28 protein-coding genes and 1 tRNA gene are annotated in these 24017 nt (G+C 68.9%); 13 read left to right on the top strand and 16 right to left on the bottom strand.

Going from position 1 to position 24017, the window contains the following annotated elements:
• The first annotated feature begins 66 nt into the window (after positions 1–66).
• Complete coding sequence (locus CSW64_RS19390) at positions 67–1554, top strand: flavin-containing monooxygenase (protein ID WP_099623641.1); 1488 nt, start codon at positions 67–69, stop codon at positions 1552–1554.
• Positions 1555–1728: 174 nt separating this feature from the next.
• On the opposite strand, the gene CSW64_RS19385 is transcribed toward CSW64_RS19390, so the two are convergent.
• On the bottom strand, positions 1729–2814 hold the full coding sequence (locus CSW64_RS19385) for a substrate-binding domain-containing protein (protein ID WP_099623640.1): 1086 nt from the start codon (positions 2812–2814) through the stop codon (positions 1729–1731).
• Between the two features lie 203 nt (positions 2815–3017).
• Between CSW64_RS19385 and CSW64_RS19380 the strand changes: the two genes are divergently transcribed.
• Positions 3018–4382 (top strand): DUF6880 family protein, encoded by a 1365-nt coding sequence (locus tag CSW64_RS19380; RefSeq protein ID WP_099623639.1) that lies wholly within the window; start codon positions 3018–3020, stop codon positions 4380–4382.
• Here the strand turns inward: CSW64_RS19380 and CSW64_RS19375 are convergent.
• The 6 genes from CSW64_RS19375 to htpX all read right to left on the bottom strand — a co-directional run bounded on the left by CSW64_RS19375 (position 4379) and on the right by htpX (position 8604).
• Positions 4379–4780: a hypothetical protein gene (locus tag CSW64_RS19375; protein WP_099623638.1), complete on the bottom strand. Its 402-nt coding sequence runs from the start codon at positions 4778–4780 to the stop codon at positions 4379–4381. The genes CSW64_RS19380 and CSW64_RS19375 overlap by 4 nt on opposite strands.
• 48 nt (positions 4781–4828) lie before the next feature.
• Positions 4829–4918, bottom strand: a tRNA-Ser gene (locus CSW64_RS19370).
• A gap of 93 nt (positions 4919–5011) precedes the next feature.
• A complete protein-coding gene (locus tag CSW64_RS19365; RefSeq protein ID WP_099623637.1) occupies positions 5012–5458 on the bottom strand; it encodes a PaaI family thioesterase in 447 nt (148 codons plus the stop codon).
• Position 5459: 1 nt separating this feature from the next.
• The gene (locus CSW64_RS19360; RefSeq protein WP_099623636.1) at positions 5460–6224 is read right to left on the bottom strand and encodes a crotonase/enoyl-CoA hydratase family protein; all 765 of its coding nucleotides are present in this window, start codon (positions 6222–6224) and stop codon (positions 5460–5462) included.
• 81 nt (positions 6225–6305) lie between these two features.
• A complete protein-coding gene (locus CSW64_RS19355) occupies positions 6306–7559 on the bottom strand; it encodes a dicarboxylate/amino acid:cation symporter (protein WP_099623635.1) in 1254 nt (417 codons plus the stop codon).
• A 130-nt stretch (positions 7560–7689) separates the two neighbouring features.
• Positions 7690–8604, bottom strand: a complete 915-nt coding sequence (htpX, locus tag CSW64_RS19350; RefSeq protein WP_099623634.1) for a zinc metalloprotease HtpX — start codon at positions 8602–8604, stop codon at positions 7690–7692.
• A gap of 96 nt (positions 8605–8700) precedes the next feature.
• Between htpX and CSW64_RS19345 the strand changes: the two genes are divergently transcribed.
• The 3 genes from CSW64_RS19345 to CSW64_RS19335 are packed head-to-tail and all read left to right on the top strand — an operon-like array spanning position 8701 to position 10663.
• Positions 8701–10152 carry an AMP nucleosidase gene (locus CSW64_RS19345; protein ID WP_099623633.1) on the top strand — a complete coding sequence of 484 codons (1452 nt, stop codon included), beginning with the start codon at positions 8701–8703 and terminating at the stop codon, positions 10150–10152.
• Between the two features lie 38 nt (positions 10153–10190).
• Positions 10191–10388 (top strand): hypothetical protein, encoded by a 198-nt coding sequence (locus CSW64_RS19340; protein ID WP_099623632.1) that lies wholly within the window; start codon positions 10191–10193, stop codon positions 10386–10388.
• Positions 10385–10663 carry a type II toxin-antitoxin system RelE/ParE family toxin gene (locus CSW64_RS19335; RefSeq protein ID WP_099623631.1) on the top strand — a complete coding sequence of 93 codons (279 nt, stop codon included), beginning with the start codon at positions 10385–10387 and terminating at the stop codon, positions 10661–10663. Before CSW64_RS19340 ends, CSW64_RS19335 begins: the two co-directional genes overlap by 4 nt.
• Here CSW64_RS19335 and CSW64_RS19330 read toward each other — a convergent pair.
• Complete coding sequence (locus CSW64_RS19330) at positions 10660–11412, bottom strand: alpha/beta fold hydrolase (RefSeq protein WP_099623630.1); 753 nt, start codon at positions 11410–11412, stop codon at positions 10660–10662. The genes CSW64_RS19335 and CSW64_RS19330 overlap by 4 nt on opposite strands.
• A 387-nt stretch (positions 11413–11799) precedes the next feature.
• Here CSW64_RS19330 and argB point away from each other — a divergent pair, with 387 nt between their 5' ends.
• From argB to CSW64_RS19310, 4 genes are all read left to right on the top strand, one after another.
• On the top strand, positions 11800–12714 hold the full coding sequence (gene argB / locus CSW64_RS19325) for an acetylglutamate kinase (RefSeq protein ID WP_099623629.1): 915 nt from the start codon (positions 11800–11802) through the stop codon (positions 12712–12714).
• Positions 12711–13373, top strand: coding sequence for a pyrimidine 5'-nucleotidase (locus CSW64_RS19320; RefSeq protein WP_099623628.1), 663 nt, complete (start codon positions 12711–12713; stop codon positions 13371–13373). The genes argB and CSW64_RS19320 overlap by 4 nt, the downstream gene beginning before the upstream one ends.
• Positions 13370–14215 carry a 2,3,4,5-tetrahydropyridine-2,6-dicarboxylate N-succinyltransferase gene (dapD, locus tag CSW64_RS19315; RefSeq protein ID WP_099623627.1) on the top strand — a complete coding sequence of 282 codons (846 nt, stop codon included), beginning with the start codon at positions 13370–13372 and terminating at the stop codon, positions 14213–14215. The genes CSW64_RS19320 and dapD overlap by 4 nt, the downstream gene beginning before the upstream one ends.
• 427 nt (positions 14216–14642) lie before the next feature.
• The gene (locus CSW64_RS19310; protein WP_099623626.1) at positions 14643–15053 is read left to right on the top strand and encodes a helix-turn-helix domain-containing protein; all 411 of its coding nucleotides are present in this window, start codon (positions 14643–14645) and stop codon (positions 15051–15053) included.
• 11 nt (positions 15054–15064) lie between these two features.
• Here the strand turns inward: CSW64_RS19310 and CSW64_RS19305 are convergent, their stop codons facing one another.
• The gene (locus CSW64_RS19305) at positions 15065–15691 is read right to left on the bottom strand and encodes a hypothetical protein (protein ID WP_099623625.1); all 627 of its coding nucleotides are present in this window, start codon (positions 15689–15691) and stop codon (positions 15065–15067) included.
• 178 nt (positions 15692–15869) lie between these two features.
• On the opposite strand from CSW64_RS19305, the gene dapE reads away from it, so the two are divergent.
• The gene (dapE, locus tag CSW64_RS19300) at positions 15870–17030 is read left to right on the top strand and encodes a succinyl-diaminopimelate desuccinylase (protein WP_099623624.1); all 1161 of its coding nucleotides are present in this window, start codon (positions 15870–15872) and stop codon (positions 17028–17030) included.
• Here dapE and CSW64_RS19295 read toward each other — a convergent pair.
• On the bottom strand, positions 16997–17575 hold the full coding sequence (locus CSW64_RS19295; protein WP_099623623.1) for a TetR/AcrR family transcriptional regulator: 579 nt from the start codon (positions 17573–17575) through the stop codon (positions 16997–16999). The genes dapE and CSW64_RS19295 overlap by 34 nt on opposite strands.
• Positions 17576–17639: 64 nt before the next feature.
• Here CSW64_RS19295 and CSW64_RS19290 point away from each other — a divergent pair, with 64 nt between their 5' ends.
• Entirely contained in the window at positions 17640–18077 is a 438-nt protein-coding gene (locus CSW64_RS19290) for a PaaI family thioesterase (protein WP_099623622.1), read from the top strand.
• 100 nt (positions 18078–18177) lie between these two features.
• Entirely contained in the window at positions 18178–18561 is a 384-nt protein-coding gene (locus CSW64_RS19285; protein WP_099623621.1) for a DUF3597 domain-containing protein, read from the top strand.
• A gap of 9 nt (positions 18562–18570) precedes the next feature.
• Here CSW64_RS19285 and truA read toward each other — a convergent pair whose 3' ends face one another.
• Together truA and fmt are read right to left on the bottom strand one after the other, a co-directional pair.
• Positions 18571–19308 carry a tRNA pseudouridine(38-40) synthase TruA gene (truA, locus tag CSW64_RS19280; protein WP_099623620.1) on the bottom strand — a complete coding sequence of 246 codons (738 nt, stop codon included), beginning with the start codon at positions 19306–19308 and terminating at the stop codon, positions 18571–18573.
• Complete coding sequence (fmt, locus tag CSW64_RS19275; protein ID WP_099623619.1) at positions 19308–20234, bottom strand: methionyl-tRNA formyltransferase; 927 nt, start codon at positions 20232–20234, stop codon at positions 19308–19310. The genes truA and fmt overlap by 1 nt, the downstream gene beginning before the upstream one ends.
• Before the next feature lie 90 nt (positions 20235–20324).
• Between fmt and CSW64_RS19270 the strand changes: the two genes are divergently transcribed.
• Positions 20325–20660 (top strand): cell surface protein, encoded by a 336-nt coding sequence (locus CSW64_RS19270; protein WP_099623618.1) that lies wholly within the window; start codon positions 20325–20327, stop codon positions 20658–20660.
• A 75-nt stretch (positions 20661–20735) separates the two neighbouring features.
• On the opposite strand, the gene def is transcribed toward CSW64_RS19270, so the two are convergent.
• From def to CSW64_RS19250, 4 genes are all read right to left on the bottom strand, one after another.
• The gene (def, locus tag CSW64_RS19265) at positions 20736–21293 is read right to left on the bottom strand and encodes a peptide deformylase (protein ID WP_099623617.1); all 558 of its coding nucleotides are present in this window, start codon (positions 21291–21293) and stop codon (positions 20736–20738) included.
• Between the two features lie 150 nt (positions 21294–21443).
• Entirely contained in the window at positions 21444–22730 is a 1287-nt protein-coding gene (locus CSW64_RS19260) for a DNA recombination protein RmuC (RefSeq protein ID WP_099623616.1), read from the bottom strand.
• 166 nt (positions 22731–22896) lie between these two features.
• The gene (gene recR, locus CSW64_RS19255) at positions 22897–23499 is read right to left on the bottom strand and encodes a recombination mediator RecR (RefSeq protein ID WP_099623615.1); all 603 of its coding nucleotides are present in this window, start codon (positions 23497–23499) and stop codon (positions 22897–22899) included.
• A 188-nt stretch (positions 23500–23687) separates the two neighbouring features.
• On the bottom strand, positions 23688–24011 hold the full coding sequence (locus CSW64_RS19250; RefSeq protein ID WP_099623614.1) for a YbaB/EbfC family nucleoid-associated protein: 324 nt from the start codon (positions 24009–24011) through the stop codon (positions 23688–23690).
• Between the last annotated feature and the right edge of the window lie 6 nt (positions 24012–24017).

Genomic DNA, 24017 nt, shown 5'->3' with positions numbered 1-24017 from the left:
CTGTTCAAACGACGGTGTTCGGTACATGATCAGCGTCAACATAGAAAAACGGGCAGGAACGGACACATGACCAAGGGCGGCGCGACCGAACATTTCGACGTGCTGATCGTCGGCGCTGGGCTTTCCGGCGTCGGGGCGGGCTACCACCTCCAGGACAAGAGTCCGGGCAAGTCCTACGTCATTCTCGAGGGCCGCGAAGGCATGGGGGGGACCTGGGATCTGTTCCGCTATCCCGGCATCCGCTCCGACAGCGACATGTACACCCTCGGCTACAGCTTCCGTCCGTGGAAGGAAGCCAAGGCCATCGCCGACGGGCCGTCGATCCTCAAGTACGTCAAGGAGACGGCGGCCGAGTACGGCGTCGACAAGCACATCCGCTACGGCCACTGGGTGAAGACCGCCTCCTGGTCCACCGATGACGCCGTCTGGACCGTTGAGGCGGTGCGCGGCGAGGGCGAGGTGGTCCGCTTCACCTGCGGCTTCCTGTTCCTGTGCGGCGGCTACTACAACTACGAGGCCGGCTACACGCCGGACTGGAAGGGAACGGAGCGCTACAAGGGCGCGCTGGTCCATCCTCAGCACTGGCCCGAGGACCTGGACTACAGCGGCAAGAAGGTCGTCGTGATCGGCAGCGGCGCCACCGCTGTCACCCTGGTCCCCGAGATGGCCAAGGACGCCGACCATGTCGTCATGCTGCAGCGCTCGCCGACCTATGTGGTCTCGCGTCCGGCCGAGGACAGCGTGGCCAACTGGCTGCGGACCAAGCTGCCGGCCATGACCGCCTATCAGATCACCCGCTGGAAGAACGTGCTGTTCGGCATGTTCTTCTACAACATGGCCCGCAAGCGGCCGGAGAAGACCAAGGAGCGGATCATCGGCATGGTCCGCGAGCACCTGGGTCCCGACTACGACGTCGAGAAGCACTTCACCCCGCGCTACAACCCCTGGGATCAGCGGCTCTGCCTGGTGCCGGACAACGACCTGTTCGACGCGATCAAGGCCGGCTCCGCCTCGGTGGTCACCGACACGATCGAGACCTTCACCGAGACCGGCGTGAAGCTGGCGTCGGGCGAAGAGCTGCAGGCCGATGTCGTCGTCACCGCCACCGGCCTGAACCTGCAGGTGCTGAACGGCATGGAGTTCATCGTCGACGGGGTGAAGGTCGATCCGGCCAAGACCCTGAACTACAAGGGCATGATGTACAGCGACGTGCCGAACATGGCCTCGTCGTTCGGCTACACCAACGCATCCTGGACGCTGAAGTGCGACCTGACCTGCGAGTATGTGACCCGGTTGCTGAATCACATGGATCGGCAGGGCCTTCGCCAGTGCACGCCGCGCAACGACGATCCGGCGATGGGCGAGGAGCCCTGGCTGGACTTCTCGTCGGGCTACGTCCAGCGCTCGATCGACAGGTTCCCCAAACAGGGCGCGAAGAAACCCTGGAAACTGCACCAGAACTACGCCCGCGACCTGATGGCGCTGCGCTACGGCGCGGTGGACGACGGCGTGATGCGGTTCACCAACCCGGCGCCGCGGCGGGCGGCTGCCTGAGCGCTCACTCGGTTGTCATCCCGGCCGAAGAGCCGGGACCCAGGCGACCACGCGGCGCTGGAGCTGGGTCCCGGACAGCCTCTGCGAGGCTTCCGGGATGATGTAGACGGAAAAAGAAAACGCCTCCCCGGATGGCTCCGGGGAGGCGTCGTTCATTTCAGGCGTAAGCCTGGATTACTTCGCCGGAGCCGCCATCGGGGTCTGGTCGGCGACGACCTTCTTCTGGGCGGCGCGCTCGGCGTCGGTCAGCGGGATCAGGCCGCGATCCTGCAGGTAGCCGCCCTTGCCGCTGGCCGCGTCGGAGATGAAGTCGTTGACGAAGGCCTTGAGGCCCGGCGTGACGTCCAGGTTCGACTTCTTGACGTAGATGAACAGCGAGCGCGACAGCGGGTAGGAGCCGTCGGCGATGGTGGCGATGGTCGGCTGGACGCCGCCGATCGAGATCGCCTTCACCTGGTCGCGGCTGTTGTCGAGGAACGAGTAGCCGAACACGCCGACCGCGCCCGGGGTCTTGGTCAGGGTGCCGATGATGGCGTTGTCGTTCTCGCCGGCGTCGATCCAGGCGCCGTCGGAGCGGAGGGTGCCCGCACGCTTCTTGAACTCGTCCTCGTTGCTGGCCTTCAGGGCCTTGAGGGTCGGGTTCTTGGCGGCGCCGGCGTCCAGGGCCAGTTCGACGAAGGCGTCGCGGGTGCCCGAGGTCGGCGGCGGGCCGTAGACCTGGATGCGCGTGCCCGGCAGGCCGGCGGCCACCTCGCTCCACTTGGTCTTCTTGTTCGGGACGAAGCCCGAGCCTTCCGGCAGTTCGGCGGCCAGGGCGTCGTGGATGTTCTCCAGCGAGACGTTGAAGTCGGCGCCGCTGCGGGCGGTGGCGATGACCACGCCGTCATAGCCGACCTTGATCTCGATGATGTCCTTCACGCCGTTGGCGGCGCATTGCTCGAACTCGGACTTCTTCATCGGACGCGAGGCGTTGGCGATGTCCGGGTAGGCCGAGCCCGTGCCGGCGCAGAACAGCTTGATGCCGCCGCCGGTGCCCAGCGACTCGATCTTGGCCGGGGCGCCGCCGCTGGTGCGGGCGGTGTTCTCGGCGACGCGCGAGGCGAACGGGAAGACGGTGGACGAGCCGGCCGCCCACGGAGCGTTGCGGGACGCCGAGGCGGCGCCGGACTTGGCGGCGGGCGCCTTGCCGGCGTTGTCGCCGCAGGCGGCGAGGCCCAGCACGGCCGTCGAGGCGGCGGCGAGGGTGAGAAGAGTGCGCATAGGGGGTAGTCTCCGGACAGGGCGCATGGCGCGCGGGGCGAAGGCACACCCCTCCTGAACGAGTTTTGTGACAGTTTCGCTATGGTTGCGGCGGAACGCGCCGTAGGCGGAGGATATTCGAGGCTGTCGCGCTCGCGCGACGGGGTGGGGCGCGGCCGCCTGTCGCCGTTGACCCGGGCGGCCGGGTCGTCGATGTCAGGATCATGAGCAAGAAACCCTCGGCGGCGGCCTCCAAGCGTCTGACCCAGGCGAATCTGGAGATGCTTGGCGCGGATCGTCTCGCCGCGCTGCTGATGGAGCTGGGCGACAGCCAGCCGAATCTCAAGCGTCGTCTGCGGATGGAGCTGGCGGCGGCGGTGGGTCCCGCGGACCTGGCCGCCGAGATCGACAAGCGGCTGTCGGCCCTGGCGGCCAGCAAGGCGCGGGTGTCCTGGCGCAAGCGCGGCGAGCTGGTGCTCGATCTGCACGTCCTGCGCCGGATGATCGCCGAGCGGCTCGGCGCCCTGGACGCCGCCGCGGCCTTCGTCCGGCTATGGGCGTTCCTGGACCTCGCCGAGGACCTGGGCCTGCGGGTTAAGGACCCGAAGGGCGAACTGGCGCCGGTGTTCCTGGAGGCGGCGGCGGACATCGCCGTGCTGGGCGAAGCCGCGCCGGAGGCGGCCATGGCGACTGCCCCGGCGCTGGCCGACATCCTGTTGCGCGCCAAGGCGACCTGGGCCGCCTGGCTGACGGTGGCGCTGCCGGCGCTGGGGCAGCCCTTCGCAAAGGCGGTGCTCGACGCCGTGAACCGCGAACGCCAAGCGCGGCCCGCCCTCGCGCCGTCCGGACAGGTGCTGCGCGCCCTGGCCGACAAGGCCGGCGACGTCGACGCCTTCATCGAGACGGTCAGTCCGCGGCTGCTGTCCGATCCGGCGACCGGGGCGGCCATCGCCGTCCGGCTGCTCGCCGAAGGGCGGATCGAGGATGCGGCGGCGGCCCTGAAGGCTTCGGACCCGGCCGGACGGGGGACGCCGCCCGCGTTCGGCCGCCTGGCGCCCGACGCCGGCGAGGAAGCCTGGCGCGCCGCCCACATCGACCTGCTGGAGGCGTCAGGTCGGCAGAGCACGGCCCAGGCCGAGCGCTGGGCGGCCTTCGAGCGCACCCTGTCGCCGGACATGCTGCGGGCGCATTTGAAGCGCCTGGCGGACTTCGACGACGTGATCGCTGTCGACCGCGCCACGGCTCTGGCGGCCGCCCATCCGCGGTTCGCGGCGGGGCTGGCGTTCCTGATGGAGTGGCCGGCCCTGACCGAAGCGGCGACGATGGTCGAGAAGCGTCCCGGCGATATCGAGGGCCGGCCGGAGGACTTGATCGCGTGGGCGGCGCGTCTGGAAGGCCGTCGGCCGCTGGCCGGGCTGCTGCTCTACCGTCGGGCCCTGCTGGGCCTGCGCGCGGGGCGTGGCGATCGTGACGCGGTCACGCATGTTCTGCAGGAAATCGAGGCCCTGACCGCGCGGATCGACGACTGGAAGGGCGTGGAGGGCCCTGAGGCCTTCATGGCGCGGGTGACCGGCCGACGACGCTACTAGCGCGGGTCGAGGATCAGGCGTTCGTCCGGGGTCAGGCGCGTCAGCACCTCGTCGCCCGCCAGAGCGCGCGCCATAGCCAGGTAGGTCTCGGCGGCCTGCGGGTCGCCGAGCTTCAGATGGCATCTGGCGATCGTCAGCGCGGGCAGGGGTTGGTTGAGGCGCGAGCACCAATCCAGCGCGACCAGCGAAACGGCGATGCTCCGCTCATAGGCGCCGATCTCGTACAACGCCGCGCCGAAGCCGCTCTTGATCCAGTAGTCGATGTCCTCGCCCGAGAGGTGCGCGTTCGCGTAGTCCGAGGCGATCTCCCAGCGCTGGGCGGCCTGCTTATGATCTCCCGCGGCGTCGAAGGCGATGCCCTGGTTCGCCAGCGCCAGGGCCTTCTCGGCATGAGTCATGGGGAACGTCCTACCCCGGTCCGGGACGTCGGCGGGGTCAGCTGGCGATGGCGGAGAGGGTGGGATTCGAACCCACGGTACCCGTGAAGGCACGCCGCATTTCGAGTGCGGTACATTCAACCACTCTGCCACCTCTCCGTTACGCCGGGTGTGGAGGCCGAAGGCCTCCTGAGCGGGAAGGCGCGGAACCTAGCGATGCCGCCCCGTTTGCGCAAGAGGCCGTTTGGAGCCTTATCGCTTGGGCCAGAGGACGGCCTGGGTGCAGCGGAACAGGGCCATGGTTTTTCCCGTGTCCTGATGTTTCACCTCGGCGTCCCAGAGCTGGGTGGTGCGGCCGCCGTGGACCATGCGGGCCTCGCAGGCGACGACGCCCTCGAGCGCGGTGCTCAGGAAGTTGGTCTTCAGCTCGATGGTGGTGAAGCCGGTCGCGCCGTCGGGCAGCGAGCTCATCGCGCCGTAGCCGCAGGCGCTGTCGGCCAGGGTGATGACGCTGGCGGCGTGCAGGAAGCCGTTGGGCGCCAGGTGATGGCGCTGGATGGTGAAGCGGCCGCGGACGAGGCCGTTGCGGACGATCTCCCACTCCAGGCCGAGCAGGTCGGGCAGCATGCCCTTCTGGCCCTGGGTCATCAGGGCGGAGTTGTCGCCGCCCGTGCGGTCGAGAAGGGTGGGTGCGGTCATCTCAGAACTGTCCTCCACGGCCCTGGCCCCCGGCGAAGCGGGCGGCGCCGGCGGCGGTCTCTCCCGATTGCAGGGTCTCTAGGCCGAGTTCGATTTCACGGGCCGTGGCGGCGTCCCAGTCCAGGCTCCACTGGTCCAGGGCCGAACGGCGGTCGTTCCGCAGGCAGGCCTGCGGGAAGGCGGCGAGCTGATGGGCCAGTTCGACCGCCGCGTCCAGGGCCTTGCCGTCGTCGACGACACGATTGGCCAGGCCCATGGCCAGGGCCTCCTCGGCGCCGACCGGCCGGCCGGTCAGAATCAGGTCCATGGCCCGCGACTGGCCGATGAGGCGGGGCAGGCGGATCGTGCCCAGGTCGATCAGGGGCACCCCGAAGCGGCGGCAGAAGACGCCGAAGGTCGCGCCCCGCGCCGCGACCCGCAGGTCGCACCAGGCGGCCAGCTCGATGCCGCCGGCGACGGCGAAGCCCTCGACCGCGGCGATGACCGGCTTGGACAGGGAGAGGCGGGTGGCGCCCATGGGACCCAGGTCGCCGGCGCGCTTGACCGGGTTGCCCCGGTCCGTGCCGACGGCCTTGAGATCGGCCCCGGCGCAGAAGTTGCCGCCGGCGCCGGTCAGCACCGCCACGCTCGCGGTCTCGTCGGCGTCGAAGGTCTTGAAGGCGTCGTACAGGGCCAGGGCGGTCGGGCCGTCGACGGCGTTGCGCGCCTCCCGCCGTTCGATGGTGACGATGGTGACAGGGCCGTCTCTGGAAACGGAAACGCTCATCCCGATGATCTCCTCGAAAGGACGATCGTCAGGATGAGCGCGTGACCCGCACGGAAGGCAAGTTTCTTTTAGAAACCCGCGTTAGGCGGCCGGCTTGGCTTCCGGCTCTTCCTCGCCGTCGCCCAACTGGCCTTCCCACTTGGCGACCACCGCCGCGGCGACCGAGTTGCCGACCACGTTGGTGGCGCTGCGGCCCATGTCGAGCAGGTGGTCGACCGCCAGGATCAGGGCGATGCCCGCTTCCGGCAGGTCGAAGTAGGCCAGGGTGGCGGCGATGACGACCAGCGAGGCCCGCGGCACGCCGGCCATGCCCTTCGACGTGACCATCAGCAGCAGCAGCATGGTGATCTGCTGGCCGATGCTCATCTCGACCCCGTAGATCTGGGCGATGAACAGGGTCGCGAAGGTGCAGTACATCATCGACCCGTCCAGATTGAACGAGTAGCCCAGCGGCAGGACGAACGAGGCGACCTTCTTGTTGACCCCGAACTTCTGCAGCTCTTCCAGGGTGCGCGGATAGGCGGCTTCCGAGCTGGCGGTGGCGAAGGCCAGCAGGGTCGGCTGGCGGACCATGCCGAGCAGCTTGAGGATGCGCGGGCCGACGATGATGAAGCCGGCCAGGGCCAGCAGGCCCCACAGCACGCCCAGCGACAGATAGAAGCCGCCGATGAACTTGGCGTAGATGCCGAGGATATCGAGGCCGTACTTGGTGACGGTGCCGGCCAGGGCGGCGAAGATGGCCAGCGGGGCCGCCTTCATGACGTAGCCGGTGACCTTCAGCATGATGGCGGCCATCTGCTCGACCAGGCCCAGGATCGCCGGGGCCTTGTCGTCCAGCGAGGCCACGGCCACGCCGACGAAGATCGAGAAGACCACGATCTGCAGAATCTCGTTCCGCGCCATGGCGTCGAAGATCGAGCTCGGGAAGACGTGGGTGATGAACTCCTGCAGCGTCAGCTTGGAGGCGTCGACGCCGGTCGAGGCAGTCTCGGGGATCGGCAGGGTCAGGCCGACGCCGGGCTGCAGGATGTGGACCATGACCAGGCCCAGCAGCAGCGAGAAGATCGAGGCGGTGATGAACCAGCCCATCGTCTTGGCGCCGACGCGTCCGACGCTGGCCGCGTCGCCCATGTGAGCGATGCCCGCCACCAGGGTGGAGAACACCAGCGGCGCGATGATCATCTTGATCAGGCGCAGGAAGACGTCGGTGCCCACCTTGAACCAGGTCGCGGCCTGGGCCGCCTGTTCGGCGTCGAGGGTGACGTGGCAGACCCAGCCCACGCCGACGCCCAGCACCATCGAGGCGACGATCAGGAAGGTGAAAAGTCGGTTCATACGGATTTCCCCACCGTGAAGAGGTCGCCTATCTGGCGGGGAAATCGCCGCTAGTCCATGCACTTGCGGATGAGCTGGGGCGCAGCGCCCATTCCTTTTCTTGAGAAAGGCATGGCGCGCGGCGCCGGGATCAGGCCCAGGGACCCTTGCGCGTCGGGGTCGGCGGGACGGCGGAACCCGTCGTCCGCGGGCGTGCGGAGCCGGCCAGTTTCATCAGCGCCTCGACACGGTTGGCGGTGTTGGGGTGGGTCGAGAACAGGTTGTCCGCGCCCTTGCCCGCCAGGGGGTTGATGATGAACATCTGGCCCGTCGCCGGGTTGCGCTCGGCCGTCTCGTTGATGGTGCGATGGGCGTAGGCCTCCATCTTGCGCAGGGCGTCCGCGAGGGCCTGCGGGTCGCCGCTGATCTCGGCGCCGTGGCGGTCGGCCTCGTACTCGCGGCCGCGGCTGATCGCCATCTGCACCAGGGCGGCGGCGATGGGGGCGAGAATCGCGATCAGGATGGTCCCGATCATCCCGGCCGGCCGGTCGCGGTCGCCGCCGAAGAAGAAGGCGATGTTGGCCAGGGCCGAGACCGCGCCGGCGATGGTGGCGGTGACCGTCATGGTCAGGGTGTCGCGGTTCTTCACGTGGGCCAGTTCGTGGGCCATGACGCCGCGAATCTCCCGCCGGTCCAGCAGGCGCAGCAGGCCGACCGTCGCGGCGACGGCGGCGTTCTGAGGGTTGCGGCCGGTGGCGAAGGCGTTCGGCTGTTCGGTCTGGATCACGTAGACCTTCGGGCGCGGCATGCCCGCGCGGTCGGCCAGCGCCAGAGTGTCGGCGACATAGTTGCGGATCAGCGGCTCCGGGTGGCTCTCGTCGACCTGGATCGCGCCGTACATCTTCAGGACGATCTTGTCGGCGTTCCAGTAGCTGAACAGGTTCATGCCGCCGGCCAGGACCAGGGCGATCAGCATCCCCGCGGTTCCGCCGATGAAGTAGCCGGCCACGACGAACAGCGCCGTCAGGCCGGCCAGAAGCATGAAGGTGCGTACAGAGTTGTTCATGGCCTGACATGTGGCCCCGCATCGCGGCGCCAGCAAGGCGCCGGCCGTGTCGGGGCGCTGTCTCGCCAAGTTCACGCAGCGTCGCTATAAGCAGTCATGACTCATGAGAAAGAAGCAGCCGTCATCGTCGAACGGCTTATCCAAGAATACGACCGCTCCGTCTCCGCTCTGCGCGGCGCCCTCAAGGCATTCCTGACCGACGGAACCCGTCCTGATCCCGCCTCGCGCCTGGATGGGACCTTCGCCTATCCCGAACTTCGGCTGCATTGGAGCGGCGAGAACGGCTATCCGCGCATCAGTCGCGCCTATGCCCGCATCGGCACGCCGGGCAGCTACGCCACCACCGTGACCCGGCCGGCGATGTTCAAGGACTATCTGGTCGAGCAGCTGGCCCTGGTGATGAAGGACTTCGGCGCCACGGTCGACGTTGGCCGGTCGCTGCAGGAAATCCCGTTCCCCTATGTGCTGGACGGCGGCGACCTGGCCTTGGCGGACGTCAGCGCCGCCGACATCGCCCGCTGGTTCCCGACCACCGAACTGGCCCATATCGGCGACGAGCTGGCCGACGGCATGTGGAGCCCGGTGCTGGAGGAGGCCCGGCCGCTCGCCCTGTTCGACGGGCTGCGGACCGACTTTTCGCTGGCCCGGCTGAAGCACTACAGCGGCACGCCCGCCGAACATGTGCAGCCCTACATCCTGTTCACCAACTACCATCGCTACGTCGACGAGTTCGTCCGCTGGGGCTGCGAGCAGCTGCGCCAGCCGGGCACGCGGTTCACCGCCCTGTCGGCGCCGGGCAACATTCTTATCACCGCGGACACGCCCGATCCCGAGCTGGCGGTGGCCAACGGCCCGTGGCGGCGTCACCAGATGCCGGCCTACCATCTGATGACGGCGGACGGGCAGGGCATTACGCTGGTCAACATCGGCGTCGGCCCTTCGAACGCCAAGACCATCACCGACCACCTGGCGGTGCTGCGGCCGCAGGCCTGGCTGATGATCGGCCACTGCGGCGGCCTGCGCGGCAGCCAGCGGATCGGCGACTACGTCCTGGCCCACGCCTACCTGCGCGACGATCATGTCCTCGACGCGGTGCTGCCCCCCGACATCCCGATCCCGAGCATCGCCGAGATCCAGCGCGCCCTCTATGACGCGGCCAAGCATGTCAGCGGCGAGAGCGGCGAGACGCTGAAGAGCCGTCTGCGGACCGGCACGGTGGTGACCACGGACGATCGGAACTGGGAGCTGCGCTACACCTCCTCGGCGCTGCGCTTCAACCAGAGCCGGGCGGTCGGCATCGACATGGAGAGCGCCACCATCGCCGCCCAGGGCTATCGCTTCCGGGTGCCGTACGGGACGCTGCTCTGTGTGTCGGACAAGCCCCTGCACGGCGAGATCAAGCTGCCCGGCCAGGCCAACGCCTTCTACGAGCGCGCCATCGGCCAGCACCTGCAGATCGGCATCGCCACGGTGGACCTGCTCCGCGCGGAAGGGCCGAACTTGCACTCTCGTAAGTTGCGCTCCTTCGACGAGCCGCCGTTCCGGTAGAGCTTGCCGGGCCAACCTGCGAAGCGTACCCTTCCGGCATGAGCAACGATCGAAAGCCGCCGCCGGAAGGCGTCGCCGAGGGCGGTGCGCCGTTCCGGGCGCCCGTAGACAGCGATTGGACGATCGCCCTGGAGCGCCTCGAGGAGTATCGGCGGACAGGCGAGACGATTTCGGTCGATGAGTTCATGGAGGAGCTCCGCAGAGAGGTGGCGTCGCGTCGGACCATCAAGCGGTGAGGGTTCGCCTCGCGGCGACGGCACGGCGTGATGTTCTGCGATTGGCGGATTTTCTGCAGGAGCGGAATCCTGCGGCGGCCAAGCGGGCAATGGACGCCATCGAGGCGGGGCTTCTCAGCTTAAGCGAGATGGCCGAGCGGGGCTATCGCGCGCGTTTGGGTTCCATGCGCCAACTCTTCGTCCCGTTTGGACGAGCTGGCTATGTGATGCAGTATCTGGTGGATGAGGGAGAGGTCGTCGTCCTCCGCATCATCCACGCGCTCGAAGACCGCTAGCCCTCCAGGAACGCCACGATCGCCTCGGCCAGCGCGGGCTCTGCGACGGCGCTGAGGTGCGTGCCGGGGACGCGCTGCGCCACGCCCCGGGGCAGCAGTTCGGCCAGGCGTTCGGGGGAGCCGTTGTCCTGGTCCAGCTCGCCGCAGACCGCGAGGATGGGCCGGTCAAGCTTGCGCAGCTCGTCCTCCGTGGTCGGCACGAAGCTGGACAGCACCCCCAGCAGCGCTTCGGGAACGAAGCCGCCCTGGCGGATGCGGGCCTGGATGATCTTGCCGGCCTTCGGATCGGCGGCCTTCTCGCCGTTGCGGATCGAGTCCTCGAACATCGCCGCCCGCATGCCGGCCGCCATCACCCCGCTGTCGCCCATGCCGCCCAGCACCACCCGCTCGGGCGTCGCGCCGCGCACCAGCATGCGGACGGCGGTCCGCGCGCCCAGCGAATAGCCGACCAGGTCGTAGTCGCTTAGCCCCAGGCCTTTGATCAGCGCCTCCTGGTCGCGAGGCAGGATGTCGGGCGACCAGGTCGCCGGGTCGGTCGGCGCGGCCGAGCCGCCGTGGCCGCGCAGGTCGGGCATGATGACCCGGCGGCCGGCGGCGGCGACACGGTCGGCGATCCCCGGCAGGATCCAGTTCAATTCCGCCGTGGCGATGAAGCCGTGCAGCATCAGCGTCGGCCGCCCCTCGCCGATCTCGTGCACCGCGATCGGCGCGCCGTCGAAACTGGCGAAGGCTGTGGTCGTGACGGTCATGCGGCCTCCGGAGACGGGACTCCCGAGACGGATAGTCCGGGGACAAGGCGGGACTTTAGGAGACAATCGGTCCCCTTTGGAAAGGGGAAAGACGGCGTTTCCGCCGCCGCCTCCGCCACGGTCCTAGACTGAAGGCATGAGACCGGATCCGATCGCCAGCCTGCCGCCTGAAAGCGTTGTCCGCGAAGTGGTTGAGGACGCGGGTCGCGGTCGCGTGGATGCGCCTGCCGGGCGATCGGCGGGTATGGCCCGCCCGGCGAATGGGGAATCTGTCCCCCCAACCGCCCAGGCCTGGGACCGCGGAACCGAGAAACAGGGACACCCGCGACGTGACAGCGGGGGCCCCATCCGCTATCGCACCCGCGCGCCGCGACGGAGTCCCCTGCCTTGATCACCAAGTCCGAAGAAGCCGGCTGGGCCACCGCCAAGACCCTCGCGGAGGCGCTGCCCTACATCCAGATCTACGACCGCGAGACGGTGGTGATCAAATACGGCGGCCACGCCATGGGCGAGGACGAGGTGGCCAAGCTGTTCGCCGCCGACGCCGTGCTGCTGAAGCTGATGGGCCTTCACCCGGTGGTGGTGCACGGAGGCGGGCCGCAGATCTCGCGCATGCTCGACCGCGCCGGGGTGAAGTCGACGTTCATCGACGGGCTGCGCGTCACCGACGAGGCGACGATGGAGGTCGCCGAGATGGTCCTGTCGGGCGCGATCAACAAGGAGATCGCCAACTGGATCACCCTGGCCGGCCGCGAAGCGGATGTCCGGGGCGTGGGCCTGTCCGGCAAGGACGCCCGGCTGATCACCGTCACCAAGGCCGAGCGCACGCGCAAGGATCCGGACAGCAACATCGAGCAGGTCGTCGACCTCGGCTTCGTCGGCGAGCCGCAAAAGGTCGACGCCGAGCTGATCGAGGTGCTGATCAACTCCGAGAAGGACTACATCCCCGTCGTCGCGCCGATCGGCGTGTCGGAAGAGGGGCAGACCTTCAACGTCAACGCCGACACCGTCGCCGGCGCCCTGGCCGGGGCGCTGAAGGCCAAGCGCATGCTGCTGCTGACCGACGTCCCCGGCGTGAAGGACGGCAATGGCGAGCTGATCCGCCAGATGACGGTGGCCGAGGCCGCCGAGCTGATCCGCACGGGCGTCGCCAACGGCGGCATGATCCCCAAGCTGGAAACCGCCATGGCCGCGATCGCGGACGGCGTCGAGGCGGTGGTCATTCTGGACGGCCGCCGGCCGCACGCCATGCTGGTCGAGCTGTTCACCGAGTTCGGCGCCGGGACGCTGATCAAGGCGTGACCGACCTCGCCCACATCGACGTCTGGCTGTTCGACCTCGACAACACGCTGTACCCGCTCGAGACCGGGTTCATGCGCCAGATCGAGGAGCGGATGACCGATTTCATGGAACGGTTTACCGGCCTCCCGCGCGACGAGGCGCGGGCGATCCAGAAGACCTACTTCCAGACGCACGGCACCACCCTGGCCGGGTTGATGAAGAACCACCAGATCGACCCGGAAGCGTTCCTGGACGAGGTGCATCAGGTTTCGCTGGACCTGCTGACGCCGGATCCGGCGATGGCGGCGGCGCTTCGGCGCCTGCCGGGGCGCCGGCTGGTGTTCACCAACGGTTCGGCCGCCCATGCCGAGCGCGTGCTCGAGCGGCTGCAGATCGCCGACGCCTTCGAGGACGTCTTCCACATCTCCGCCGCCGACTACATTCCCAAGCCCGCGCCGGAAACCTTCGAAAAGATGATGCGCCGCCACGGCGTCGCCGCCGTCGGGTCCGCCTTCTTCGAGGACAGCGAGAAGAATCTGGCGCCCGCCGCCGCCCTGGGCATGACCACCGTTCTGGTCGGGCCGCATGCCGGCGCCTCGACCGCCGACTTCGTCCATCACCGCACGCATGACCTGCCCGGCTTCCTCGCCGGAGCCAGGATGAAGGGGAGCCCCGCATGAGCACCGTCAGTCTCGCCGACCTGGAACTCGAGATCGAAGCCGCCTGGGACGCCCGTGACGGCGTCAGCGTTGCGACTCAGGGCGCGGTGCGCACCGCGGTCGAGGAGACCCTCGCCCAGCTCGACTCCGGCAAGATCCGCGTGGCCGAGAAGATCGACGGCGAATGGGTCGTCCGCCAGTGGGCCAAGAAGGCGGTGCTGCTGTCGTTCCGCCTGAACCCGAACGAGATCATGCGCGCCGGCGCCATGGGCGGCGCGGTCGGCCCCTGGTGGGACAAGGTGCCGAACAAGTTCGACGGCTGGGAAGCGCCGCAGTTCGAGGAGGCCGGCTTCCGCGCCGTGCCGGGCGCGATCGTCCGCCGCGGCGCCTATGTCGCCAAGAACGTCATCCTGATGCCGTCGTTCGTGAACATCGGCGGCTACGTCGACGAGGGCACGATGGTCGACACCTGGGTCACGGTCGGCAGCTGCGCCCAGATCGGCAAGCGCGTCCACCTGTCCGGCGGCGTCGGCATCGGCGGCGTGCTGGAGCCGCTGCAGGCCAATCCGACCATCATCGAGGACGACTGCTTCATCGGCGCCCGCTCCGAGGTCGTGGAGGGCGTGGTCGTCGGCCAGGGCGCGGTGCTGTCGATGGGCGTCTACCTGTCGGCCACCACCAAGATCGTCGATCGCAAGACGGGCCAGGTCCATGTCGGCAAGGTGCCGCCCTACAGCGTCGTGGTGCCGGGCAGCCTGCCCGATCCGCATGGCGGCCCGAGCCTCTACTGCGCGGTGATCGTCAAGACGGTCGACGCCCAGACGCGGTCCAAGACTTCGATCAACGATCTGCTGCGCGACTGACGCCGCAGGGCTGCGGACATCGTCATCGGCTTCGAAAGGCCGCTCCTCACGGGGCGGCCTTTCTCGTTCTGGGCGCACCGTGGCCCGGTTTGGTTGAAGAACTCGATGAACAATATTGGTTTATTTAAAAGTAACCTTAACATTGTTTCCACAGGAAATGCTCCGAAGACATGTCCTTTGGTGTTGCTGTTCGAAGTCGAACGGCTCCATCTTCCGTTCGTCGGGGGCGATGATTTGGTGCCGAGCGGCACGATGGGTAAACCATATGCGCGATAGGGCCGGAGTTGCCATTGATTACACGCGTGTTCCTGATTCCGAAGTCGGGTTTGCGGGTGTTAATCTTACCGGGGCCGCCGGCGCTTCCCTGAGCGCGCCGGCCATCCATGTCGAAAGCCGCCGGCCCGCGCCCCCGCAAACGGCGCAGTGGGTGGACGACTATCTCGGCCGCGATGTGTCCCGCTTCTTCTACCGCTGGGGCGGTTCGCTCTCGTCGGTGCTGGTCAAGCTGCGGGGACGCTACGACGGTGACCTGGACCAGTTTCTGCTGCACCTGGTGTTCATGCTGACCGAGCTGGCCTCGGCCAACTACGCCGCCGAGGCCAAGGCCAAGGGCGCCCAGACGGTGATCGTCCGGCGGCGCGGCCTGAACGTCCTGAGCCTGGCCGACATCACCCGCATTCCGCGTGAGACGGTCCGCCGGAAGCTGGCCTCGATGGTCGAGCGCGAGCTGGTGGTCCGTGAAGAGGACGGCCTGTACTATTCGGGGCCGTCCAGCGACATCGACCAGTTCTTCTACGCCCTCAGCCCGCTGTTCTGGGAAGGCGTGAAGCCGGACTGAGACGGTTCCCGTCAAAGCCCTTCCTCGACAGCATCCATCCAACGCCACAGCTCGCGAAGGCCCAGCGCGCGCAAGGCCGCGTCCGACGACCGCACCGGCGGCAGGCCGATCAGGCGGCGCGCGTCGTTGACGTCGCTCAGGTCGGCGGGGCCCACGTGGATGCCACGCCGCCGGGCGACCTTGGTGAAGCGGGCGCGAGCGCAGTCCAGGCTGGCGATCTCGCTGCGGATTCCTTCCGGCAGGAAGCTGCCGTGCAGGACGCGGCCGAAGGCGATGATCCACCCGTTCCGGCAGGGCTTGAGGGCGTCCTCGAGCTGATCCCAGGTGATCGCCGGGATCGGCGGCGGCGGGCCGTCGTTCTCCTCCGCGAACGGATCGCGGCCGCCGACGTCGCTGCGGCCGCGCACGAAGACGCTGACCGCCACGTTGCCGAAGTCGTCGACCAGGGCGAACTGGAACAGGTGCGCGAAGCCGTCGGCCGAGACCGAGCGGACGTGCAGGAAGAACCGGTCGGCCCGCGCCTCGCCCGGCCGACGGTCGCCGGCTTCGGTCTTCTTGGCCGGCGTGCGGCGCGAGCCCATGCCGCTGAACAGCGCGAACAGGGCGGGAGGCGGGAGGTGATGATCGAGCAGTTGCATGGGCGATCTCCTTGGCGACCGCTTGATCTGGCAGGGAGCCGGCCCTCGCCTCAATGAAGCGCCCGCCCGGTCTGGGCGGCCCAGAATGGGCCGGTGTGCGGTTGAAAACCGCGTCGGCCCGCCAGCGTTGGGCGCATCGGTTTGCACCGTCGCGACAAGGGCCCTAAACGACCTGTCGATGTCTTCGCTCGACGCCCTGGATCTCGCCCGCGACCTGATCCGTCGCCCGTCCGTCACCCCCGCCGACGCGGGAGCGATGGATGTTCTTCAGCGTGCGCTCGAGGACCTCGGCTTCGCGTGCCGACGGATGCGGTTCGGGGAGATCGAGAACCTCTACGCCCGGCGCGGGACGGCGCGGCCGAACCTCTGCTTCGCCGGCCACACCGACGTCGTTCCGGCGGGCGACGCCGCCGCCTGGTCCAGCGGGCCGTTCGACGCCGCCGTCAGCGACGAGGTCCTGATCGGCCGGGGCGCGGTGGACATGAAGGGCGCGATCGCCGCGTTCACGGCCGCTGTGGCCCAGGTTCTGGCCGAGGGCGAGCCGACGGGGTCGCTGAGCTTCCTGATCACCGGCGACGAAGAGGGTGTCGCCCTCGACGGCACCAAGAAGGTGGTGGAGGCCCTGGCCGTGGAAGGCGAGGTCATCGACCACTGCATCGTCGGCGAGCCGACCAGCGCCGCGCGTCTGGGCGACATGATCAAGATCGGCCGCCGGGGCAGCGTGAACAGCTGGATCACGGTCGAGGGCAAGCAGGGGCATGTCGCCTATCCGCAGCGCGCCGCCAACCCGATCCCCGTCCTGGTCGAGATCCTGGCGAAGCTGCAGGCGCGGGTGCTGGACGACGGCTACGAGGGCTTCCAGCCGTCGAACTTCGAGATCACCACCATCGACGTGGCCAACACCGCGACGAACGTCATCCCGCGCGAGGCCAAGGCCCGGGTGAACGTCCGCTTCAATCCGGCCCATAAGGGCGCCGAGCTGCAGGCCTGGTTCGAGGAAACCGCCCAGGCGGTCGCCGAGGGCTTCGAGGGCAAGGTCGAGGTGAAGACCCTGATCAGCGGCGAGGCCTTCCTGACCCGGCGGGGCGACTTCACCGATGTCGTCGCCGAAGCGATCCGCGAGACGACGGGCGAGGAGCCGGATCTGTCGACCACCGGCGGCACCTCTGACGCCCGCTTCATCCGCAGCCTATGCCCGGTCGTCGAGTTCGGGCTCGTCGGCACGACCATGCACGCGGTCGACGAACAGGTCCCGGTCGCCGAGATCCGCGGGCTTCAAGCGGCCTACGCCCGGATCATCGCGCGCTACTTCGAACGTTTCGGCGAGGCGTCGCGGTAGCCGCGGACCAGGCGGACCAGCGCGTCCTCCAGGTCCTGGGTCCCGAGCAGGGGCGAGTTCTCCATCACCGCCGCGCGGACCACGCCCATGATCGCGCGGGACAGGACGAAGGCGTGGACGGGCCGCTCGCCCGCCTTGATGAAGGGCGCGACGCCCAGGTCGATCTGGTCGCCCATGCCGGGAACCGTCGGTGTGCGGAGGATCTGGGCGAGGATCGCGCGCCGCGCGCCCTCCCGGCCGTCGAAGGCGGTCAGCATGGCCCGGATCGCGGCGCGGTCGGGCTCCTCGCCGTCGAGACCCTCGCGGATGGCCATGCGTTGCCGGGCGCGCTCGCGGGCCGCCAAGGTCTGGACGATCGCCGCCTTGTCCGGAAAGTACTGGTACAGCGTGCCGACGCTGACGCCGGCGCGCTCGGCGACGTGGTTGGTGGTGAAGGTCTCGCCGGCTTCCAGAATGCGAGTAGCCGCCTCGAGGATGGCGTCGACGGTCGCCTTCGAGCGCGCCTGACGTGGCCTGCGACGGGCTTCGACGGCGCTGTCCGACATGCGAGTTTCCTAAATCCGAGCAAGCTTCAGATTTGTCGCCGCAACAAGGGAGCGGAGGCAAGCCATGACCTGGGCGACGGAGAGACTGGAGGCGTTGAAACGCCGGGAGGCGACGCCGCCGCCGGTGGTCGAGACCCTGCGGCTGGGGCTGGTGGACGACTGGGGCGAGGGCTGGGCGCGCAAGCGGTGGGAGCCGGACGCCGGCCTGCTGAACGGCGACGGGACGGTCTTCGGCGGCTACCTGGCGGCGCTGGCCGACCAGATGCTGACCTTCGCCGCGATGACGGTGCTGACCGACGCGGAGGCGATGCGGACCACGGATCTTCAGATCCGCTTCTTCAAGCTGGTCCGGAGCGGGCCGCTGATCGTTGAGGGGCGGGTCGTCCGACGCTCACGGTCGCTGATCCATGTCGAGGTCGACTTCCGGAGCGAGGACGGCGACTTGGTCGCCCGTGCGTCGGGCCAGCAGTTCGTCACGCCGTTCCCAAGGGAGAGTCGCTGATCTTTTACACTCGGGAGGTGGACGGACCGGCGTTTTTCGTTCCAAGGTCGAGTCCGTCGGGGAGCCTTGCGGCCGGCCATGGCCTGCGGAGAGACGTCGTATGGGTATCTTCAGCAACATCATGGGCAAGATCTTCTCGCGGAAGAAGCCCGCCGAAGCGCCTGCGGCGGCGCCCGCGGCGGCGGCTCCCGCCGCTGCCGCGCCGGCCGCCGCACCGCCGCCCGAGCCGGTCGACGTCGAGGCCATCCTCGAGGAACTGGCCAGCCAGAACCCGCAGAAGCTGAACTGGCGGACCTCGATCGTCGACCTGATGAAGCTGGTCGGGATGGAGAGCAGCCTGGCCGAGCGCAAGGAGCTGGCCGACGAGCTCGGCTACACCGGCGACAAGTCGGACAGCGCCACGATGAACATCTGGCTGCACAAGCAGGTGCTGCGGAAGCTGGCCGAGAACGGCGGCAAGATCCCGGCCGAACTCATCGACTAGGTCGACCCTCTAGTAGCTCACACCCGTGAAGTAGAGACCGTCCGCCGGGGCCACGGGCCCGCAGGCGCGGCGGTCTCTCGCTTCCAGCGCCGCCTTCAGGTCGTCGCGGGTCCAGCGGCCGACGCCGACCTCGACCAGAGATCCGGCCATCGACCGCACCTGGCGGTGCAGGAACGATCGCGAGGCGAACTCCAGCAACACCACCTCGCCCTCGCGCCGGACGGCGGCGACGTCCAGCGTCTTCATCGGCGACTTCGCCTGGCACTGCATGTCGCGGAAGGTGGTGAAGTCGTGGTGGCCGACCAGGACCTGGGCGACCGCGTGCATCGCCTCGGCGTCGATCGGCTTCTTCACGTGCCAGACCCGGCCCTGTTCCAGCGCCGGCGGGGCCATGCGGTTGAGGACGCGGTATTGATAGCGCCGCTCCTTGGCCGAGAAGCGGGCATGCCAGCCCTCCTCGGCCACCTGGACGTCCAGGATCGAGATCGGTTCGGGGACCAGGTGGGCGTTGAGGGCGTTCTGCACGACCTCGGCCTTCCAGTCCTTGATCAGGTCGATGTGGATCACCTGGCCCGTCGCGTGGACGCCGGTGTCGGTCCGGCCGGAAGCGTGGACGCGGATGGCCTCGCCGCAGAACCCGAGCACGGCCTTCTCGATCGCCCCCTGGACGCTGGGCAGCGCGCCCTGCGCCTGGAACCCCCGGTAGGGACGGCCGTCGTACTCGATGGTCATGCGGTAGCGGGGCATCAGGCCAGCACCGTCCCGGCGGCCAGCGGAAAGCCGCGCGTGAAGTCGGCGGCGTCCTGGGCGCTCTTGCCTTCTCGCTGGGCGCGGAGCAGGCGGACCGCGCCGTCGCCGCAGGCGATCAGCAGGTCGTCGTCCAGCACCGTCCCCGGTGCGCCGGAGGCCTCCTCCACGCGGGACAGCAGAGCCTTGACCCGGACCGGTCCCTTCTCGGACGACGCCTCGAACCAGGCGCCGGGGAAGGGCGACAGGCCGCGGATATGCAGGTCGAGCTCGGCGGCGGGGCGCGACCAGTCGATGCGGGCCTCGGCGCTCTTGATCTTGCGGGCGTAGGTCGCGCCCTCGGCGGACTGGGGCGTTTCGATGGCCGTTCCGGCCTCGATCGCGGCCAGGGTCGGGGGCAGCAGCCGGGCGCCGGCCTCTGCCAGCCGCTCGGTCAGGGTTCCGGCGGTGTCCAGCGGGCCGATGCGGACGGTCTCGGTGGCGATGACGTCGCCTTCGTCGAGGCCCTCGCTCATGCGCATGACCTGGACGCCGGTGACGGGGTCGCCGGCCATCAGGGCGCGCTGGATCGGCGCCGCCCCTCGCCAGCGCGGCAGCAGGGAGGCGTGCACGTTGAAGCAGCCCAGCCGGGGCGCTTCCAGCACGTCGCGAAGCAGAATCTGGCCGAAGGCGACGACCACGGCGGCGTCCAGGTTCAGCGCCTGGAAGACGGCGATCTCCTCCGGAGCCTTCATCGAGACCGGCGTGCGGACAGGCAGGCCGTGGCGTTCGGCGAAGGCGTGGACCGGCGACGGCTGCAGAGTCTGGCCGCGACCGCGCGGAGCGGGCGGTTGGGAATAGACGCAGGCGATCTCGTGCCCGGCCTCGACCAGGGCGGCGAGGCTGCGGACGGCGAAGTCGGGGGTTCCCATGAAGGCGAGGCGCATGACGGGGCTTTACAGGGCTGGAGCGAGGGCGGGAACCCGCTCGCTCACAGATCGTTGATCGGTCGGAAACAACGGAAGGGGGTCCATCCCATGAAGAAACTCACGCTCGTCGCCTTCGCGGCCGTCGCCGGCCTGTCGCTCGCGGCCTGCAACCAGCAGGATCGCACCGAGGTCAAGGAAGGCGCGCAGGCCGCCGGCTCCGAGGTCAAGGAAGCGGCCCAGGACATCGCCAACAACAAGGACGTCAAGGAAGCCGGCGCGGCGATCGGCGCCGCGGGCGAGGAAGCCGCCGGCGCGGTCAAGGACGCGGCGCAGGACGTCAAGAAGAGCGCGGAAGAGATGGCTGCCGACGCCAAGAAGGAAGCCGAGGAAGCCAAGGCCGCCGTCGGCGACACCAGCCGCGGCGGCGAAGCCGAGAAGAAGTAGCCTTTCCAGGCTCCACAAAGCGGAACGGCGCCGGAGGGGTCTCCGGCGCCGTTCTCATATCTGGATCAAGGGTGATCAGGCCGCGCGGGCGGCCTTCTTGACCTTGGTGATGGCCCGCTCGCGCTTGAGGCGCGACAGGTGGTCGATGAACAGGACCCCTTCGAGATGGTCCATCTCGTGCTGGATGCAGACGGCGTAGAGGCCGACGGCGTCTTCCTCGACCTGTTCGCCCTGGTAGCTCAGATAGCGCACCTTCACCCGGGCCGGACGCTCGACGGCGTCGTAGATCTCCGGCACCGACAGGCAGCCCTCCTCATAGGAGAACAGCTCCTCGGAACGCCAGACGATCTCCGGGTTCACGAAGTAGCGCGGATGCTTCGGCTCCTCGGCGCCTGGGACAGGTTCAGCCGCGTTCGGGTCGCGATCGCCCAGGTCCATGACGATGATGCGCTTGGTCTCGCCGACCTGGACGGCGGCCAGGCCGATGCCGGGCGCGGCGTACATCGTCTCCAGCATGTCGTCCATCAGCGCGCGCAGGTCATCGGTCACGCCGCCTTCGACGGGATCGGAGACGCGCTTGAGAACCGCCAGGTCGGCGGCGTTGTCGACGGTGAGGATACGGCGAATGGTCATTTGGCTCAGCAGGTAGGGGCGTCATTCCCGACCGTCAAGGTGGGAGAAGGTCCTAGGCCTGGACGCGGGTCATGATGAACCACACGAACTGGGCCAGGAAAAGGCCGCCGACGAGGACGGCAACCAGCGTTCGTCAGCAATCCTCGCGGGTCAGCCCTCGTCCTGTCCGGCGATCCGCAGGTGCGGCGCATCCGAGGTCGACAGCTTCGACAGCGGGCGGACGGCGGTTTCGACGGGCGACGCCTCGGGGATTTCCTTACCCTCATGATCGACCTTGAGGTCCTCGAACCGGCGGGCCTGGGTCAGGACCTGGGTCTCCAGCGAGCCGACGAACTGGTTGTAGCGACTCACCGCCGCTTCCAGCGCCTTGCCGACACTGGCGGCGTGCCCGCCCATCACCGACATCCGCTTGTAGAGTTCGCGGCCAAGGGCGGCGATCTTGTCGGCGTTGGCGGCCTGCTCCTCGACGCGCCAGCCATAGGCGACGGCCTTGCAGAGCGCGAACAGGGTCGTCGGCGTCACCAGCAGGACCCGCTTGTCCATCGCCTCGGTCATCAGGTCGGGCAACCGGTCGAGGGCCGCCGCGAGGAAGCCGTCGCCGGGCACGAACATGGCCACGAAGTCGGGCGAGCGCTCGCCGGAGAACTGGTCCCAGTAGGTCTTGCTGGAGAGGCCCTGCATATGGCCGCGCACGCTCTGGGCGTGGCGCATCAACGCCGCCTCGCGGCTGGCGTCGTCCGGCGCCTCCTGCGCCTCCAGGAAGGCGTTGAGCGAGCATTTGGCGTCGATGGCGAAGACCGCGCCGCCGGGCATCTTCACCTTCACGTCGGGGCGACGGCGGCCCTCTTCGCTGTCGAGCGTGAACTGTTCGACGAAGTCGTACTGCGCCGCGAGGCCGGCGGCTTCCAGCACGTTGCGGAGTGTCTGCTCACCCCAGCGGCCCTGCACGCCGGCGCCCCGACGCAGGGCGGCGGACAGCTTGCGGGCCTCGGCCTGGGTCGCGGTCGACGCTTCCATCAGCTGGGCGATCTGGGCTTTGAGGCCGCCGGTCTCCTCGGCGCGGGTCTTTTCCACCGCCTGCACCTGGGCCTCGAACTTGGCCAGGGTCTCGGCGACCGGCTTCAGCTGGGCTTCAAGCCGCTGCTGGGCCAGCTGCTCGCGGTTGCGGAAGGTCTCATCGGTCCGCTTCAGCAGCTCCTCGGCCACCGCGCCGGCGGACTGCGCCGCCTGGGCGCGCAGCAGTTCGGCCTGGGTCGCGGCCTGGTCCTCGATCAGCCGCATGCGGGTCTCGGCCTCTATGAACTGCTCCCGCAGGGTCCAGGCCTTGGCCTCCGCGGCCCCCGCCCGGCGGCGCTCCAGCAGCGCCCAGCCCAGAAAGGCGAGCGCCAGCAGGCCGGCGGCCAATGCGACCATCAGAAGGGGATCGAGTTCGTTCATGCTCCGTTCTTAGCGGGAAACGAGATCGGCGGGTAGGGGCGTCCTGCGGGGTTCGAGACGCTGGGCTGAGGCCCCGCTCCTGACCATGACCAAGGTGGGCGGCGGACTACTGACCTCGTCATCCTGAGGAGCGAGCCTTGCGAGCGTCTCGAAGGACGCACGACCTCTACGCCGGCCGCCGCGCGCGCAGCGCCTGGGCGATGGTGCCGTCGTCCAGCCAGTCGAGGTCGCCGCCGACAGGAACGCCTCGCGCCAGCATGGTGACCTGGAGCCCCGTCGGGGCCAGGCGGTCGGCGAGGTAGTGGGCGGTGGTCTGGCCGTCGACCGTGGCGGGCAGGGCGAGGATCACCTCTCGCGCGACCCCGTCCGCGGCGCGCGCGACCAGTTCGCCGACGCGGAGCTTTTCGGGCCCGATCCCGTCCAGCGCCGACAGCAGCCCGCCGAGGACGTGGTAGCGGCCTCGGAAGGCTGCGGCCCGCTCCATCGCCCAGATCGAGCCGACGTCCTCGACCACGCAGATCAGCGCCCTGTCGCGCGAAGCGTCGGCGCAGATGGCGCAGGGATCGGTGGTGTCCAGCGAGCCGCAGACCGAGCAGGTCTTCACCTTGGCCTGAGCTTCGACCAGGGCCGCGGTCAGCGGATCGAGCAGCGTGTCGCGCCGTTTCAGCAGCGCCAGGGCCGCGCGACGAGCCGACCGAGGACCAAGCCCAGGCAGCTTGCCCAGCAGGGCGATCAGTCGCTCGATCTCGGGTCCGGCGGTGGCGGCCATGACGCTGTCATATGGGGCGTTGGGCGGAACGGTCCAGTCCTCTCCCTCTGGGAGAGGGGGACCCTGCGAAGCAGGGTGGAGTGGGCCCTCGGTGGAGCCGCTTCACCATCGGATGGGGCGGGAGCGCCTCTAGGCCCCCTCCACCACCCTCCGGGTGGTCCCCTTCCCCCAAGAGGGGAGGAATGACGTTAGAACTTCAGGCCCGGGATGTTCATCCCGGCCAGCGGGCCGGCGACGTCGCGGAGCATCTCGGCCTGTTTGGCGTCGAGTTTGGCCTTGGCGTCGCGGTGGGCGGCGACCAGCAGGTCGGCGACGACCTCGCCCTCGCCGGGCTGCAGCAGTTCCTCGTCGAGCACCACGCCCTTCAGGTCGCCGGAGCCGACCAGGGTCACCTTGACCATGCCGCCGCCGGCGCTGCCCTCGACCTCGATCAGCTTCAGCCGTTCCTGGGCCTCGGCCATCTTCTGCTGCATGGCCTGGGCCTGCTTCATCAGTCCGCCGAGGTCTTTCATCGCGAT

Source organism: Caulobacter mirabilis (assembly GCF_002749615.1).
GTDB classification, from domain to species: Bacteria; Pseudomonadota; Alphaproteobacteria; order Caulobacterales; family Caulobacteraceae; genus Caulobacter; species Caulobacter mirabilis.
The sequence above is the reverse complement of the archived record's forward strand: the minus strand, read 5'-3'. Positions and strand labels throughout refer to the sequence as shown.

What these genes read in the sequence shown, in the direction of transcription:
- CSW64_RS19345 (WP_099623633.1), top strand. Translation starts at nt 8,701, where the DNA reads ATGACTCATGAGAAAGAAGCAGCCGTCATCGTCGAACGGCTTATCCAA.
- CSW64_RS19390 (WP_099623641.1), top strand. Translation starts at nt 67, where the DNA reads ATGACCAAGGGCGGCGCGACCGAACATTTCGACGTGCTGATCGTCGGC.
- htpX (WP_099623634.1), bottom strand. Translation starts at nt 8,604, where the DNA reads ATGAACAACTCTGTACGCACCTTCATGCTTCTGGCCGGCCTGACGGCG.
- CSW64_RS19360 (WP_099623636.1), bottom strand. Translation starts at nt 6,224, where the DNA reads ATGAGCGTTTCCGTTTCCAGAGACGGCCCTGTCACCATCGTCACCATC.
- CSW64_RS19355 (WP_099623635.1), bottom strand. Translation starts at nt 7,559, where the DNA reads ATGAACCGACTTTTCACCTTCCTGATCGTCGCCTCGATGGTGCTGGGC.
- truA (WP_099623620.1), bottom strand. Translation starts at nt 19,308, where the DNA reads ATGCCCCGCTACCGCATGACCATCGAGTACGACGGCCGTCCCTACCGG.
- fmt (WP_099623619.1), bottom strand. Translation starts at nt 20,234, where the DNA reads ATGCGCCTCGCCTTCATGGGAACCCCCGACTTCGCCGTCCGCAGCCTC.
- def (WP_099623617.1), bottom strand. Translation starts at nt 21,293, where the DNA reads ATGACCATTCGCCGTATCCTCACCGTCGACAACGCCGCCGACCTGGCG.
- CSW64_RS19305 (WP_099623625.1), bottom strand. Translation starts at nt 15,691, where the DNA reads ATGCAACTGCTCGATCATCACCTCCCGCCTCCCGCCCTGTTCGCGCTG.
- recR (WP_099623615.1), bottom strand. Translation starts at nt 23,499, where the DNA reads ATGGCCGCCACCGCCGGACCCGAGATCGAGCGACTGATCGCCCTGCTG.
- dapD (WP_099623627.1), top strand. Translation starts at nt 13,370, where the DNA reads ATGAGCACCGTCAGTCTCGCCGACCTGGAACTCGAGATCGAAGCCGCC.
- CSW64_RS19380 (WP_099623639.1), top strand. Translation starts at nt 3,018, where the DNA reads ATGAGCAAGAAACCCTCGGCGGCGGCCTCCAAGCGTCTGACCCAGGCG.
- CSW64_RS19285 (WP_099623621.1), top strand. Translation starts at nt 18,178, where the DNA reads ATGGGTATCTTCAGCAACATCATGGGCAAGATCTTCTCGCGGAAGAAG.
- CSW64_RS19295 (WP_099623623.1), bottom strand. Translation starts at nt 17,575, where the DNA reads ATGTCGGACAGCGCCGTCGAAGCCCGTCGCAGGCCACGTCAGGCGCGC.
- CSW64_RS19270 (WP_099623618.1), top strand. Translation starts at nt 20,325, where the DNA reads ATGAAGAAACTCACGCTCGTCGCCTTCGCGGCCGTCGCCGGCCTGTCG.
- CSW64_RS19340 (WP_099623632.1), top strand. Translation starts at nt 10,191, where the DNA reads ATGAGCAACGATCGAAAGCCGCCGCCGGAAGGCGTCGCCGAGGGCGGT.
- CSW64_RS19365 (WP_099623637.1), bottom strand. Translation starts at nt 5,458, where the DNA reads ATGACCGCACCCACCCTTCTCGACCGCACGGGCGGCGACAACTCCGCC.
- dapE (WP_099623624.1), top strand. Translation starts at nt 15,870, where the DNA reads ATGTCTTCGCTCGACGCCCTGGATCTCGCCCGCGACCTGATCCGTCGC.
- CSW64_RS19375 (WP_099623638.1), bottom strand. Translation starts at nt 4,780, where the DNA reads ATGACTCATGCCGAGAAGGCCCTGGCGCTGGCGAACCAGGGCATCGCC.
- CSW64_RS19385 (WP_099623640.1), bottom strand. Translation starts at nt 2,814, where the DNA reads ATGCGCACTCTTCTCACCCTCGCCGCCGCCTCGACGGCCGTGCTGGGC.
- CSW64_RS19250 (WP_099623614.1), bottom strand. Translation starts at nt 24,011, where the DNA reads ATGAAAGACCTCGGCGGACTGATGAAGCAGGCCCAGGCCATGCAGCAG.
- CSW64_RS19290 (WP_099623622.1), top strand. Translation starts at nt 17,640, where the DNA reads ATGACCTGGGCGACGGAGAGACTGGAGGCGTTGAAACGCCGGGAGGCG.
- CSW64_RS19260 (WP_099623616.1), bottom strand. Translation starts at nt 22,730, where the DNA reads ATGAACGAACTCGATCCCCTTCTGATGGTCGCATTGGCCGCCGGCCTG.
- CSW64_RS19330 (WP_099623630.1), bottom strand. Translation starts at nt 11,412, where the DNA reads ATGACCGTCACGACCACAGCCTTCGCCAGTTTCGACGGCGCGCCGATC.